11 protein-coding genes are annotated in these 13,761 nt (G+C 46.9%); 7 read left to right on the top strand and 4 right to left on the bottom strand.

The window, feature by feature from the left end; translation table 11 throughout:
* Nucleotides 1-70: 70 nt before the first annotated feature.
* On the bottom strand, nucleotides 71-934 hold the full coding sequence (gene rfbD / locus ACTHSQ_RS04660) for a dTDP-4-dehydrorhamnose reductase (RefSeq protein ID WP_440371331.1): 864 nt from the start codon (nucleotides 932-934) through the stop codon (nucleotides 71-73).
* Nucleotides 935-1,537: 603 nt separating this feature from the next.
* Between rfbD and ACTHSQ_RS04655 the strand changes: the two genes are divergently transcribed.
* From ACTHSQ_RS04655 to dld, 4 genes are all read left to right on the top strand, one after another.
* Nucleotides 1,538-2,731 carry a calcium-binding protein gene (locus tag ACTHSQ_RS04655; RefSeq protein ID WP_440371330.1) on the top strand — a complete coding sequence of 398 codons (1,194 nt, stop codon included), beginning with the start codon at nucleotides 1,538-1,540 and terminating at the stop codon, nucleotides 2,729-2,731.
* A gap of 152 nt (nucleotides 2,732-2,883) precedes the next feature.
* Nucleotides 2,884-3,747, top strand: a complete 864-nt coding sequence (locus ACTHSQ_RS04650; RefSeq protein ID WP_440371329.1) for a phosphoribosylaminoimidazolesuccinocarboxamide synthase — start codon at nucleotides 2,884-2,886, stop codon at nucleotides 3,745-3,747.
* Nucleotides 3,748-3,983: 236 nt separating this feature from the next.
* Entirely contained in the window at nucleotides 3,984-6,104 is a 2,121-nt protein-coding gene (pnp, locus tag ACTHSQ_RS04645; protein WP_440371328.1) for a polyribonucleotide nucleotidyltransferase, read from the top strand.
* 165 nt (nucleotides 6,105-6,269) lie between these two features.
* The gene (gene dld, locus ACTHSQ_RS04640) at nucleotides 6,270-7,961 is read left to right on the top strand and encodes a D-lactate dehydrogenase (protein ID WP_440371327.1); all 1,692 of its coding nucleotides are present in this window, start codon (nucleotides 6,270-6,272) and stop codon (nucleotides 7,959-7,961) included.
* 60 nt (nucleotides 7,962-8,021) lie between these two features.
* Here dld and ACTHSQ_RS04635 read toward each other — a convergent pair whose 3' ends face one another.
* The 3 genes from ACTHSQ_RS04635 to ACTHSQ_RS04625 all read right to left on the bottom strand — a co-directional run bounded on the left by ACTHSQ_RS04635 (nucleotide 8,022) and on the right by ACTHSQ_RS04625 (nucleotide 11,469).
* The gene (locus tag ACTHSQ_RS04635; protein WP_107811006.1) at nucleotides 8,022-9,386 is read right to left on the bottom strand and encodes a sodium-dependent transporter; all 1,365 of its coding nucleotides are present in this window, start codon (nucleotides 9,384-9,386) and stop codon (nucleotides 8,022-8,024) included.
* A 780-nt stretch (nucleotides 9,387-10,166) separates the two neighbouring features.
* A complete protein-coding gene (locus ACTHSQ_RS04630) occupies nucleotides 10,167-10,850 on the bottom strand; it encodes a 16S rRNA pseudouridine(516) synthase (protein WP_283120981.1) in 684 nt (227 codons plus the stop codon).
* A gap of 142 nt (nucleotides 10,851-10,992) precedes the next feature.
* Nucleotides 10,993-11,469, bottom strand: coding sequence for a pyridoxamine 5'-phosphate oxidase family protein (locus ACTHSQ_RS04625; protein WP_137040841.1), 477 nt, complete (start codon nucleotides 11,467-11,469; stop codon nucleotides 10,993-10,995).
* Between the two features lie 341 nt (nucleotides 11,470-11,810).
* Between ACTHSQ_RS04625 and dnaQ the strand changes: the two genes are divergently transcribed.
* The 3 genes from dnaQ to ispF are packed head-to-tail and all read left to right on the top strand — an operon-like array spanning nucleotide 11,811 to nucleotide 13,743.
* On the top strand, nucleotides 11,811-12,548 hold the full coding sequence (gene dnaQ, locus ACTHSQ_RS04620; protein WP_440371367.1) for a DNA polymerase III subunit epsilon: 738 nt from the start codon (nucleotides 11,811-11,813) through the stop codon (nucleotides 12,546-12,548).
* Complete coding sequence (ispD, locus tag ACTHSQ_RS04615) at nucleotides 12,545-13,231, top strand: 2-C-methyl-D-erythritol 4-phosphate cytidylyltransferase (RefSeq protein ID WP_440371326.1); 687 nt, start codon at nucleotides 12,545-12,547, stop codon at nucleotides 13,229-13,231. The genes dnaQ and ispD overlap by 4 nt, the downstream gene beginning before the upstream one ends.
* 32 nt (nucleotides 13,232-13,263) lie before the next feature.
* The gene (gene ispF, locus ACTHSQ_RS04610; protein WP_440371325.1) at nucleotides 13,264-13,743 is read left to right on the top strand and encodes a 2-C-methyl-D-erythritol 2,4-cyclodiphosphate synthase; all 480 of its coding nucleotides are present in this window, start codon (nucleotides 13,264-13,266) and stop codon (nucleotides 13,741-13,743) included.
* Nucleotides 13,744-13,761 lie beyond the last annotated feature (18 nt).

The following is a 13,761-nucleotide window of genomic DNA, read 5'->3' as shown; positions in this document are numbered from 1 at the left end:
ATATAAAAGAAACAAAGAGGCCGTCTGAAAATATGTTTTCAGACGGCCTTGATATAGATGGATCAGCTTATCAGTCGATTTTGCGGAGAATTTCGCGCAGGGCTTTTTGCCAGTCGGACGGTTTGATACCGAACTCGGTCTCTAGGCGTGAGCAATCCATAATGCTGTATGCCGGACGCGGAGCGGGCAGGGGGTATTGATCGGTGGTGATTGCGTGCAGTTCCGGAATGCGGAAGCTGTCGTCTAATTGGTGGGCCGTCTGAAAGATGGCTTTGGTAAATTCGTACCATGTTGCCGATTTATTGCCACAGTAATGGAAGATACCGCGTGGGGAAGTAGGCTGTTGCAATAAACTGATGATGGCATGAGCCAAGTCGCCTGCATAAGTCGGGCAACCGGTTTGGTCATGAACGATGGAGAGGGAGTCACGTTCTTTAGCAAGGCGCAACATGGTTTTGACGAAATTGCTGCCGTATTCGCTAAACAGCCATGAAGTACGGACGATTGTACTTTCCGGATGCGCGGCTAAAGCCAAAAGCTCGCCTGCAACTTTGGATTGACCGTAAGTGCTGCGCGGATTGGTGTAGTCGGTTTCGCGGTAAGGGCGTTTGCCTTCGCCGTCGAATACATAATCAGTGGAAATATGAATAAAGCGCGCGTGTGCGGCGCGGGCGGCTGCGGCCAGGTTGTGAACAGCGGTTGCGTTGACGGCAAAAGCAGCCTCTGCGTTTTCTTCTGCTTTATCGACGGCAGTGTAAGCCGCGGCATTAACGATGGCATCTGGTTGGAAGTTTTTGATCATGTGATGCACGGCTTCGGTATCGGTAATGTCCAGCGAAGTAGAATCGGTAGCAATCAGTTCCCAATCTTCGGGCAGGCGGTCGCGCAGACAGCGGGCAAGCTGGCCTTTGGCTCCGGTCAATAAAGTACGCATGGTTGAGTATCTCCTCTGATAGCTGTTAAATAGGTATTCGTGTCATTATAGTGTAAATACGACAAATTCACATTATTGACGTAGAACAAAATGCGGATGCGGCTGTATTTGGGCAAATTATCGATATCATCTATCCACAATAATAACCACTTATTGGTATTATGTTTGCTTACTATAACTATAGTTAAAGTTCAGCTTTCAACAAGATAGATAAAGGATCTATGCTGTTTGAGAGAGTGTGAATCAATGTTGATGTTTTTATTGTTGCTAGGATAATGGAATTTAAAAACAGGCAAAACTCCGTCCTTTTGTCGGAAAATTCTACCGTTTGATATTTTTCAGTAAATATCTTGAAAAATATAACTAAAATAATAATTGAGCAAGGGCGGATTTGCTCGTTCCTCTAGCTCGATATCTTTATTAACCATTTTGGGAGTAATTATTATGGCAAGATCTTACAGCGGGTCTCGTGGACCCCAGGCTAGTAAGCCTTACTGCTCTTCTATTCCAGGGCGTTCCGACCCAGCTCACTTCTGCGGTTCATCAAAATCTTCTGGTTCTACCGGCAGCACCGCTAGAATTGGCGTGCCGCCAATAGTTAATGTGGTACCTGGTTCACCTTACCACCCTTGGCACACCAAACCACAACCAAAACTTCGGCGTATACCACGTCCACTAAACCCTGAGCCACACCCACAACCGCAACCGCAACCACAAAAACCTCATCGTAGACCACCTCAACCAAAACCTGAGCCACACCCACAACCGCAACCGCAACCGCAACCACAACCAAAACCTCAGCCTAAGCCACAACCAAAACCTGAGCCTAAGCCACAACCAAAACCTGAGCCTAAGCCAGACTGCAAAGGCTGTGCTGACGACCATAACCAAGACAACTCATACGGTCACGAAGACAAAAACCCAGGTAATATCATCCGACCCAACGTTATCCGCGGTACTGATGCTAAAGATACCATTTATGGTACTGCTGGCGAAGACATCATCTACGGTGGCAACGGCGCAGACGTAATCTACGCCGGTGCAGGTAATGACACCATTTACGGTGATGCCGACGGTGACTCTCTGTACGGTGAAGAAGGTAAAGACTACCTGCAAGGTGGTGACGGTAACGACTACCTGAACGGTGGTTCCGGTGCTGACATCATGCGCGGTGGCGACGGTAACGACGTTTATTTCGTTGACGATGCCGACGACCAAGTTATCGAGTACGGTAATCTGAACGGCGGTATCGATACTGTTCGCACAGTTATCGACTACACCTTGACCGATAACGTTGAAAACCTGTTTTTGCAAGGTATGCAAAACCTGAACGGTACCGGTAACTCTTTGAACAACAACATCGAAGGTAACGGCGGCAACAACCATCTGTACGGTTTGGCCGGCGATGACTGCCTGGTTGGTAAAGACGGTAACGACTACCTCGACGGCGGTGTCGGCAACGACATCCTGATCGGCGGTACCGGTAACGACACTTACTTCTTCGACAAAGGTTACGGTCACGACACTATCCGTGAGGAAAGCGGTAATGACACCCTGTTGTTCGGTAAAGGCATTGCAGCTTCCGACGTATTGCTGAGCAAATCAGGTGCTAACCTGACTGTTTCTGTCGGTTCTGACAGCATCACCATCGACGACTGGTTCACCGGTAACAATCACAAAGTTGAAAACTTCAAATTTGCTGACGGTAGCACTTACCAAGTAACCGGCCACGGCGACTACTACTCTCTGTCTGCTGTGAACCACATCCAAGAACAGACTCAAGTTTCTGGATGGTGATTTTCAGGGTTCTTCTCTGAAATCAACGGTTAAGGCCGTCTGAAACCAAAATATAAGGTTTCAGACGGCCTTTATTTTGTAAACAATCTGACGAAAAATTCCAAATTGGGCTAAAATATCGCATTCTTCTGTCTATCTAAGAGATACCCGAAATGTCTGAAATCAGCTTGAAAAAAATCTACTCCGGCAAAGTACGCGATTTGTACGAAATTGACGATAAACGTATGTTGATGGTTGCTTCCGACCGACTGTCTGCATTTGATGTGATTTTGGATGACCCGATTCCGGGTAAAGGGGAGATTCTGACGCAGATTTCCAATTTTTGGTTTAAAAAACTGGCTCATATTATGCCTAACCACTTTACCGGCCATACCGTTTACGATGTTTTGCCTGAAAACGAAGCCAAAGTTTTAGAAAAACGCGCCGTCGTGGCTAAAAAACTCACTCCGGTGAAAGTGGAGGCTATTGTGCGCGGTTATCTGGCAGGCAGCGGTTGGAAAGATTATCAAAAGACAGGCTCTGTCTGCGGTATTCAACTGCCTGAAGATATGCAGGAAGCGCAACAACTGCCTGAAGTGATTTTTACGCCATCGACCAAAGCTGAGGTTGGCGATCATGATGAAAACATTAGCTTTGAAGAATGCGAACGCATTATCGGAAAAGAATTGGCGGCGGAAGTACGCGCCAAAGCGATTCAGCTTTATACAGAAGCGGCCGAATATGCGAAATCTCGCGGTATTATTATTTGCGATACCAAGTTTGAATTTGGTTTGGATGAAGAAGGTACGCTGACTTTGATGGACGAAGTGTTGACACCTGACTCCAGCCGTTTTTGGCCTGCCGACCAATATAAAGTAGGCACCAATCCTCCGTCTTTTGACAAACAATTTGTCCGCGACTGGTTGGAGCAAAGTGGCTGGAACAAAAAAGCGCCGGCGCCTAAAGTGCCTGCCGATGTGATTCAAAAAACAGTCGAAAAATATCAGGAAGCATTGACTTTACTGACTCAGGATTAATTTTTAAGTTTGAAGGCCGTCTGAAAGTGATATGTTTCAGACGGCCTTTTTATTGTATCAATACTGGATTTTAAGGATGGTTGCCTTTATAATCGAGAGTTGTTTTCAGTGCCTTAAAGGCCGTCTGAAAGCTTGTTTATAACCTGCCGCACGGTCTGAAACCCTAACTATGCACATTCGGATTTTAGTGTGCATTATTAGTGTTTTAGCAGTGCGGTATTTTGAAAGGAACAATAATGTTCAATAAACACGTTAAGACCTTCCAATACGGTAATCAAACCGTTACTTTGGAAACCGGCGAAATTGCTCGCCAAGCCGCTGCTGCCGTTAAAGTATCCATGGGCGACACCGTTGTTTTGGTTGCCGTTACTACCAACAAAGAAGTGAAAGAAGGCCAAGACTTCTTCCCTCTGACTGTCGATTACCTCGAGCGTACTTACGCAGCAGGTAAAATCCCCGGCGGTTTCTTCAAACGTGAAGGCAAACAAAGCGAAAAAGAAATCCTGACCAGCCGTCTGATCGACCGTCCGATTCGTCCTTTATTCCCTGAAGGTTTCTACCACGACATCCAAATCGTAGCGATGGTCGTGTCTGTTGACCCTGAAATCGATTCTGACATTCCTGCAATGTTGGGCGCGTCTGCCGCGCTGGTGTTGAGCGGCGTACCGTTTGCCGGTCCGATTGGTGCGGCACGCGTGGGTTATGTAAACGGCGTGTACGTTTTGAACCCGACTAAAGCCGAATTGGCTAAATCACAATTAGACTTGGTTGTTGCCGGTACTTCTAAAGCCGTGTTGATGGTGGAATCCGAAGCCGACATCTTGTCTGAAGAAGTGATGCTGGGTGCGGTTGTTTACGGTCACGATCAAATGCAAGTGGCCATCAACGCCATCAATGAGTTTGCCGACGAAGTCAACCCGGAAGTCTGGGATTGGAAAGCTCCTGAAACCAATGAAGAATTGGTTGCAAAAGTACGCGAAATTGCCGGTGAAACCATTAAAGAAGCGTTCAAAATCCGTCAAAAACAAGCGCGTTCTGCCAAATTGGACGAAGCTTGGAATGCTGTAAAAGAAGCGTTGATTACCGAAGAAACCGACACTTTGGCAGCCAACGAAATCAAAGGCATTTTCAAACACTTGGAAGCCGATGTTGTCCGCAGCCAAATTTTGGACGGCCAGCCGCGTATTGATGGTCGCGACACCCGTACCGTTCGTCCGCTGAACATTCAAACCGGCGTATTGCCGCGCACTCACGGTTCTGCACTGTTTACCCGTGGCGAAACCCAAGCTTTGGCGATTGCAACTTTGGGTACTTCACGCGACGAGCAAATCATTGATGCGCTCTCCGGAGAATACACCGACCGCTTCATGCTGCACTACAACTTCCCTCCATACTCTACCGGCGAAGTGGGCCGCGTAGGTGCGCCAAAACGTCGTGAAATCGGTCACGGCCGCTTGGCTAAACGTGCGTTGTTGGCCGTATTGCCAGAACCTGAAGATTTCAGCTACACCATGCGCGTGGTTTCTGAAATTACCGAATCTAACGGCTCTTCTTCTATGGCTTCCGTCTGCGGCGGCTGCTTGAGCCTGTTGTCTGCCGGTGTGCCTTTGAAAGCACACGTTGCCGGTATCGCCATGGGTCTGATTTTGGACAACAACAAATTTGCAGTCCTGACCGACATCTTGGGTGATGAAGACCACTTGGGCGATATGGACTTTAAAGTAGCCGGTACAACCGAAGGTGTGACCGCGTTGCAAATGGACATCAAAATCCAAGGCATTACCAAAGAAATCATGCAAATCGCTTTGGCTCAAGCCAAAGAAGCACGTTTGCACATCTTGGATCAGATGAAAGCTGCCGTTGCAGGCCCGCAAGAGCTGTCTGCACACGCCCCACGCTTATTCACTATGAAAATCAACCAAGACAAAATCCGTGATGTTATTGGTAAAGGTGGCGAAACCATTCGTTCGATTACCGCTGAAACCGGTACTGAAATCAACATCGCTGAAGACGGTACCATCACTATCGCTGCGACTACTCAAGAAGCAGGCGATGCAGCGAAAAAACGCATCGAAGAAATCACTGCTGAAGTGGAAGTGGGCAAAGTGTACGAAGGTACTGTGGTTAAAATCCTCGACAACAACGTTGGCGCGATTGTCAGCGTGATGCCGGGCAAAGACGGTTTGGTACACATCAGCCAAATCGCCCACGAGCGCGTACGCAATGTCAGCGACTACCTGCAAGTAGGTCAGGTTGTGAACGTGAAAGCATTGGAAGTAGACGACCGTGGCCGCGTACGCCTGTCTATCAAAGCTTTGCTGGAAGCCTCTGCTCGCGAAGAGAAAGCAGCCGAATAATCTGATTATTCAAGCTTGAAACAAAAGGCCGTCTGAAAATTTCAGACGGCCTTTTGTTTATTTAAAAGATGAGTATAAAAAACAGGTTTCGCCTTTACTTTGATAAAAGGGATTACTACAATGATTGCAATTTAATAAATATATTTATCTCTCAAGGAGTATGCAATGAATGCTACGCAATTAATCAGCCGGCTGACGCAAACCGTCGGTGAAAAATACATCATCACAGACCCGGCAAAAACCGAACAATACCGTCAAGGCTATCGTTTTGGCGAAGGCAAGGCGTTGGCAGTTGTCCGTCCGGGTACGGTTTTGGAAATGTGGCAAATTTTGCAGGCGTGTGTTGAGGCTGATGTTATCGTGATTACGCAGGCCGCCAATACCGGTCTGACTGGCGGCTCGACTCCTGACGGTAATGATTACGACCGCGATATCGTGATTGTGAATACCATGCGTCTGAACATCATTCAGCCGATTAACAATAACGAACAGGTTGTCTGCCTACCCGGTTCTACCCTGAATCAATTGGAGCTGCTGCTGAAACCTTTGGGCCGTGAGCCACACTCCGTGATCGGCTCGTCCTGTATCGGTGCTTCTGTATTGGGTGGCGTATGTAATAACTCCGGCGGCGCTTTGGTACAGCGTGGCCCGGCTTATACGGAAATGGCTCTGTTTGCACAAATCAACGAAGAGGGCAAACTGGAGCTGGTCAACCATTTGGGCATTGATTTGGGCGAAACCCCTGAAGAGATTTTGACCAACTTGCAAGGTTTCCATTATCAGCGAAAAGACATTACGCAAGATGCCGGCAAGGGCCATGACCATGCTTATTGCGACCATGTGCGCAAAGTGGATGAGCCGACGGCTGCACGCTTTAATGCCGACCCTGCACGCCATTACGAGGCTTCGGGCTGCGCGGGCAAGCTGATGGTGTTTGCTGTGCGTCTGGATACTTTCCCGCAAGAAAAACAAACTGCCGTGTTCTATATGGGCACCAATGATATTAATGAGCTGACCGATATTCGTCGTGTTGCTTTGAGTGAGTTTAAAAACCTGCCTATTTCCGGTGAGTATATCCATCGTCATGCTTTTGATATTGCTGCCGTTTATGGTAAAGATACTTTTTATATCATTAAGACGTTCGGTACCCACCAACTTCCGAAACTGTTTGATCTGAAAGCCCGTGTGGATAGATTCAGCAAAAAGATAAGTTTCTTACCAAAACACTTCTCTGATAAATTCATGCAACTGATCAGTAAAATTTTGCCCGATCACTTGCCGAAGTCTATGCGCAACTATCGGGATAAATATGAACATCACCTGATTTTAAAAATGGGTGGCGAGGGCGTAGAAGAAGCGCGTGCTTTCTTGAAGGAATATTTTGCAACCCATGGCGGCGCATTCTTCGAATGTAATGCCGAAGAAACGCAGGCGGCCATGCTGCATCGCTTTGCTGTGGCTTCTGCCGCGATCCGTTACCGTTCTGTACATGATGATGAAGTAGAGGATTTGGTTGCACTCGATATCGCCTTGCGCCGTGATGATCGTGATTGGTTTGAAACACTGCCGCCCGAAATCGACAATAAAATCATCCATAAATTGTATTACGGACATTTTATGTGTCATGTGTTCCATCAGGACTACATCATTAAAAAAGGCAACGACTGTATGGCTTTGGAACATGAAATGCTCCATCTGCTTGATCAACGTGGCGCGCAATATCCTGCTGAGCATAATGTCGGTCATCTGTATGAAGCCAAGCCCGAGCTGAAACAGTTCTATAAGAAACTTGACCCGACCAACAGCTTCAACCCTGGTATCGGTAAAACCAGTAAGAAGAAAAACTGGGCTGAATAAAGCATAGTCAAAACAAAGGCCGTCTGAACTTTTCAGACGGCCTTTTTGTATGTTTGCTTATCAGAACAGGTTGCTGATGAAAATCAGCAGAATGACCAAGGGCACGAGGTATTTTACATAGGCAAACCAGATATTGACGGTGGTATGGTTGCCTTTGTAGAGCAATTCGTCCTTCGCTTCATCTTTCATCACGAAGCCGACGAACAAGGCAGAGCCAAGCGCGGTCAGCATAAACAGGATGTTGCCGCTGATATAGTCAAAGGCATCAAAAATGTTTTTACCAAACACGGAAATATCTTTCCATGGGCCGTAGCTCAAGATGGACGGGATATTGCCGAAGATAAAAATACCTGCCAGTACGATGGTAATCGCGGCTGCGCGGCGGATTTTGGTTTTCTCCTGAATGGTTGTAATCAACACTTCATAAATGGTCAGAGAAGTGGTCAGCGCGGCAATCAGAAGCAGGGAGAAGAAAATCACTGCAAACACAGGGCCCGCCCACATATTGGAGAACACGATCGGCAGGCTTTGGAACACCAGCGTCGGGCCGGAGTTAGGGGCAACGCCAAAGCTGAAGAGGGAAGGGAAAATCATGAAGCCCGCCAACACGGCAATCAAAGTATTGGTAATCGCGGTAATTACGGCCGTCTGAACCAGATTTTCATTTTTATCCAGATAGCTGGATAACGTAATCATCACGCCGAAACCCAAGCTCAAGGCGAAGAATACTTGTCCCAAAACGAAGACGAACAGTTCGGCGGTAATTTTGCTGAAGTCAGGTTTCAGATAGAAGGTAATGCCTTCCATTGCGCCCGGCAGGGTAACGTTGCGCACAACCATGGCAATCAGGAATAAAAACAGCAAAGGCATCAGGTATTTTGCCGCTTTTTCAATCCCGCCGATCACGCCTTTGACCAAGATCCATTGGTTCACAACCACAAATAGGAAGGTGTAGAAAGCAATTTCCCAAGGGCTGTTTTCGATGTGTTCCGTAAAGAAGCTTTTGGTGACTTCGCCGGAAACCGGACTGGAAATGTCCAAATTACCGCCGATGATATTGATGATGTAGCTGATCACCCAGCCGCCGAGCACCATGTAATAGGCCATGATGCCGAATGCGCCGAGCAGGCCCATCCAACCGACCAATTTCCAAACTTTGGCAACGGGTTTGCCATTCATTGTGCCGCCAAACGCATCCAGCGCGTTCACGCCTTTACGGCGGCCGATGACGTTTTCCACCAAAATCATCGGAATACCGATGACCAGCATGGCAATACAGAACAGAAACACATACGCGCCGCCGCCGTTTTCACCGACCAAATACGGGAAACGCCATGTTGCGCCAAAGCCGACAGTCGCGCCGGCAACGGTAAGGATGTAAGTCAAACGGTTGGACCAGGTTTGACGGGGTTGATTGGAAGACATAAATACTCAGATGTATAAAAACAAAGACAACATTTTACCGCAAAGATTTAACGAATCTTGACTAAAGTCTAAAAAGAAAATTAGTTAAAAAAACCATGTAGTGAAGAATTTTTAGTGGATTTATCTGGTTTGATTGGTATTAAAACCTGCAAACAGAGAATTTGGCTGAAGCGATATGAATGATTGAAAGAGCCGTAACGATAAAGGCCGTCTGAAAAGTAGGATATGGGAAAAGGTTGTTGTGAGGATATTGGATAGCACCAAGGTGTGCTTTCAAGTATGTCGGCAACAAAGATGGTATTTATCTAAGGCTGTCTAATAACATCCTGTAACCTTAGCTTGGATAGTCGCTGATGGTTTTTCTTTCTATAAAACGATTTGTCTGAAATGGGAACGGCACAGATTGATGCGGAAGAGACGAGAAAGAGAAAAGGAGTAATGGCAAGTTAATGAGTGGAGACGGGGTTTAGCAATGATGGCTTCTTTAGATGAGATGGGCCGTCTGAAAGTACGCCCGCTTGGTTGCCAAATTTTAGATAAAAAAAACCATCTATACTAAGGGGAAAGTATAGATGGCCAAACACATTACGGGGAAAACGTCTTACTCACTTACTCACTTCTTTCGAAGCAAGCGTTACTCAGACAGGCGAATTATACAATAGTTCAGTCTTCACAGTGTTAAATTCTGTTAAATAAAAATAATAAGGTTTAGATTTTTGATTTTAAATAAATAAAAAATCCATATTGTTTAAAAATTTATCGAAAAAATTTGGAATTTTTTTAGATTTGGATAAATTTCCATTCTCCGGCGGCTAAATCATCGACATTCCAGTCGCCGAATTCCTCACGGTGGAGCTGCTCGACACGGTTGCCTGCGGCCGCAACCATGCGTTTGACCTGATGGTATTTACCCTCGGTAATAGTCATCATCAATGTGGTTGGGTCGGCCAATACTGCTTCGGCTGCGGCAACGGTTTCATTATCGTCATGCAGGAGGACGCCGTTTTTGAGTGTGGTGCAAAGGGTATCGTCGGCAGGATGTTTCAAAGTGACGCGGTAGAGCTTCGGAACTTTGTGTTTGGGCGAGGTAACGCGGTGGTTAAATTGCCCGTCGTTGGTAATCAGAATAATGCCGGTTGTGTCTGCATCCAAGCGGCCGACTGCCTGCATATCGATATTGCGCATGTGGTCGGGAAACAGGCTGAAGATGCTTGGATATTGCTGAGGTTTGTGCGAAGTCTCGTAATCCGCAGGCTTATGAAGCAGAATGTAGAAATGGGGCATGGGGACGGCGGCAATTTCTTCGCCGTCAACAGACAGGGTGTGCACTTGAGACGGGTCGATATCGTCTTTGGCACGATTATGAATTTCGCCGTTGATGGCAATGCAGTCGTTGTCTATCAGCCATTGGCATTGCTTGCGGCTGCCGAGGCCTTGCGATTGGATGTATTTGAGCAGTTGCATGGTTGAAAAGTAGGAAATATTCAGACGGCCTTTATTGTACTGGAAAATCGGTGTTTAGGCCGTCTGAAAAGTAGGGGCAAAAAAATCGCCCCTTTAAAATGTTAAGGGGCGCAAAAGGAACACAAACCACTACCAAAAACTGTTACAGGGCAAATTCTCCTATTTGATGTGTTGCCGGATAAAGTGCTTTCATCAAGTCATGTGGTGAAAGCAAGAAATCTTTGCTGTTTGTCGTCAGACGGCCTTGCTGCGGCGTCAGCTCAAGCAATCGGGCGTTTGCCGACTGGATAAACTTGTTTTTCGTGCGCTGCATTTTTCTTTGCAGGGCGGAAACAACGCGGTTGTACAGACTGTCTTTTTGTTTGACTTCGCGTGTACCGGCAACCCAGCTCAAGCGTGTATTGCCATCTTCATCTTCAATCAGCAGGATGCCGGTTTCTGATTGGGGCGATTTACCCATGCAAGGGAGCCAAACATAATATCGGCCATCTAAAGTAATGAATACTGCGTCATGTACTTCACATTCGTCGCAACACTTGGTAGCGATTAAAGAGCGGATGGCTTGTTGGTGCAGTCTCAGAATGTCAAGGGAGACTTGCTTAAAAATACTTTCGGGCATTTTCTTCTCCTTTCATTCTGTTGTGCGGTTGTTTTGTTTCGATGGGTTGTATTATACGGCGATTTTTTAAATTTGCAAATGATAATTGTTCCTATTATTTAATTTATAAGTAAGGTATTAATTATTAAGGAAATTAAATTTAAAAAATTTTTTAGAAATTGGGTTTTATACTCAAAAATGTTGTAATAGATGGCCATTAAATGAGAAAAGAATAAAGGCCGTCTGAAAAAATCCAGCTATAAAAAGGTATTTCAAAAGCAGCTAAAGTTTTGCTGACTATACATTTCAGACGGCCTTCAGTATGATTCAGGACGTTTTGATAATTGCAGAAACTACCAACCATGAGCCAACGTCAGATTATCCTCGATACGGAGACCACGGGTCTTTATCCTGAAAACGGCGACCGTCTGGTCGAATTTGCCGGCTTGGAAATGATAAACCGCCAAATGACCGACTCCACCCTTCATTTATATGTCCACCCCGAACGCGATATGCCGGAGGAAGCAGCGAAGGTGCATGGTTTGACGATTGAAGTATTGGAAGCGAAGAATGCGCCGCCGTTTGCTCAAGTGGGTAAACAGATTGCCGACTTTATCCGTGGCGCAGAGCTGATTATCCATAATGCCAAGTTTGATGTCGGCTTCCTGAATATGGAATTCCGCCGCATGGGTTTGCCTTCTATTGAGGAACTCGGTTGCAAAGTTACAGACACGCTGGCCATGGCGCGTGAAATGTTTCCGGGGCAAAAGGCAAGCTTGGATGCGTTGTGTAACCGCTTTTCCGTTGACCGCAGCAAACGTGTCTTGCATGGCGCGTTAATCGACTGCGAGCTTTTGGGTGAAGTCTATCTTGCCATGACGCGTCAGCAGTTCGACCTGATGGGCGGCGAGGCGGAAGAAGAGGGCGAAGTCAAACAAACCGTTATTGCCGAAACCAAACGTACGTCGCAGTTGAAAGTCATCAAAGCCAACGCAGACGAGCTGGCCGCACATGAAAAATATTTGGACGATTTGGGCGAGGCGTGTGTATGGCGCAAGGCCGAAACTTCTGATGAAGCCAATGCCGGAGCGTCAGCATGATACGTCGCAATATCGCTTTAATTCCTGCTGCCGGTGTGGGAGCGCGATTTGGCGCAGGAAAACCTAAACAATATGTTGAAATCAATGGTAAAACCGTATTGCAACATACCATAGAAATCTTTGAGCAACACTCCCGTATAGATTTAATTGCCGTTATTCTTTCGCTGGAAGATTCGGTTTTTCAGACGGCCCTGTCTGAGAAAGTACGCGTCTTTCGAGTAGGCGGCGCAAGTCGTGCCGAAACGGTACGCAATGGTGTGTCCACTTTATTGGAGCAAGGTTTGGCCGAGGCGAAAGACAATATTTTGGTTCATGATGCCGCGCGCTGTTGCCTGCCTGCTGAAGCGCTAACGCGTTTGCTTGATGAGGCGGGTGAGAATGATGAAGGCGGTATTTTGGCCATACCGGTGGCCGATACGCTCAAGCGCTCAGACGGCAGTCATCATATTGATGAAACCGTTGCGCGTGTAGGATTATGGCAGGCGCAAACGCCGCAGCTTTTTCAGACGGCTTTGTTACACCGTGCTTTATCGGTTGATGATTTAAGTGAGATTACGGATGAAGCATCAGCGGTTGAAAAACTGGGTATCCGACCGCGCTTGGTGCAAGGCGATACGCGCAATTTGAAATTGACGCTGCCGCAAGACGAATACATTGTCAGATTGTTGCTCAAGGCCGTCTGAACAATCAAAACCCATTATTTAAGGAAACAAACATGAATATCCGTGTCGGACAGGGCTACGATGTCCATCAGTTGGTCGAAGGCCGAGATTTGATACTCGGCGGTATCAACATTCCGTTTGAAAAAGGATTGCTGGGTCATTCAGATGCCGATGCGCTTTTGCATGCGATTACCGATGCCCTGTTGGGGGCAGCCGGTTTGGGCGATATCGGCAGTCATTTTCCTGATACCGCAGCCGAATTCAAAGATGCAGACAGCCGTGTGCTGTTGCGCAAGGCTTATCAAAGCGTGCAGGCATTGGGTTGGAAGGTGGTTAATGTCGATACGACCGTGATTGCGCAAAAGCCAAAACTTACGCCGCATATTCCGGCAATGCGCGCCAATATTGCTGCAGATTTGGGGTTGCCTGAAAACTGCGTGAACATCAAGGGTAAAACCAACGAAAAACTTGGCTATCTGGGACGTATGGAAGCCATTGAAGCGCAAGCGGCAGTATTGCTGATTAAGGCCTAAGAGCTTAAAATTACTTTA

It is taken from the genome of Neisseria sp. P0009.S008 (genome assembly GCF_051958615.1).
GTDB classification, from domain to species: Bacteria; Pseudomonadota; Gammaproteobacteria; order Burkholderiales; family Neisseriaceae; genus Neisseria; species Neisseria subflava.
The sequence above is the reverse complement of the archived record's forward strand: the minus strand, read 5'-3'. Positions and strand labels throughout refer to the sequence as shown.

What these genes read in the sequence shown, in the direction of transcription:
- rfbD (WP_440371331.1), bottom strand. Translation starts at nt 934, where the DNA reads ATGCGTACTTTATTGACCGGAGCCAAAGGCCAGCTTGCCCGCTGTCTG.
- ACTHSQ_RS04650 (WP_440371329.1), top strand. Translation starts at nt 2,884, where the DNA reads ATGTCTGAAATCAGCTTGAAAAAAATCTACTCCGGCAAAGTACGCGAT.
- pnp (WP_440371328.1), top strand. Translation starts at nt 3,984, where the DNA reads ATGTTCAATAAACACGTTAAGACCTTCCAATACGGTAATCAAACCGTT.
- dld (WP_440371327.1), top strand. Translation starts at nt 6,270, where the DNA reads ATGAATGCTACGCAATTAATCAGCCGGCTGACGCAAACCGTCGGTGAA.
- ACTHSQ_RS04635 (WP_107811006.1), bottom strand. Translation starts at nt 9,386, where the DNA reads ATGTCTTCCAATCAACCCCGTCAAACCTGGTCCAACCGTTTGACTTAC.
- ACTHSQ_RS04630 (WP_283120981.1), bottom strand. Translation starts at nt 10,850, where the DNA reads ATGCAACTGCTCAAATACATCCAATCGCAAGGCCTCGGCAGCCGCAAG.
- ACTHSQ_RS04625 (WP_137040841.1), bottom strand. Translation starts at nt 11,469, where the DNA reads ATGCCCGAAAGTATTTTTAAGCAAGTCTCCCTTGACATTCTGAGACTG.
- dnaQ (WP_440371367.1), top strand. Translation starts at nt 11,811, where the DNA reads ATGAGCCAACGTCAGATTATCCTCGATACGGAGACCACGGGTCTTTAT.
- ispD (WP_440371326.1), top strand. Translation starts at nt 12,545, where the DNA reads ATGATACGTCGCAATATCGCTTTAATTCCTGCTGCCGGTGTGGGAGCG.
- ispF (WP_440371325.1), top strand. Translation starts at nt 13,264, where the DNA reads ATGAATATCCGTGTCGGACAGGGCTACGATGTCCATCAGTTGGTCGAA.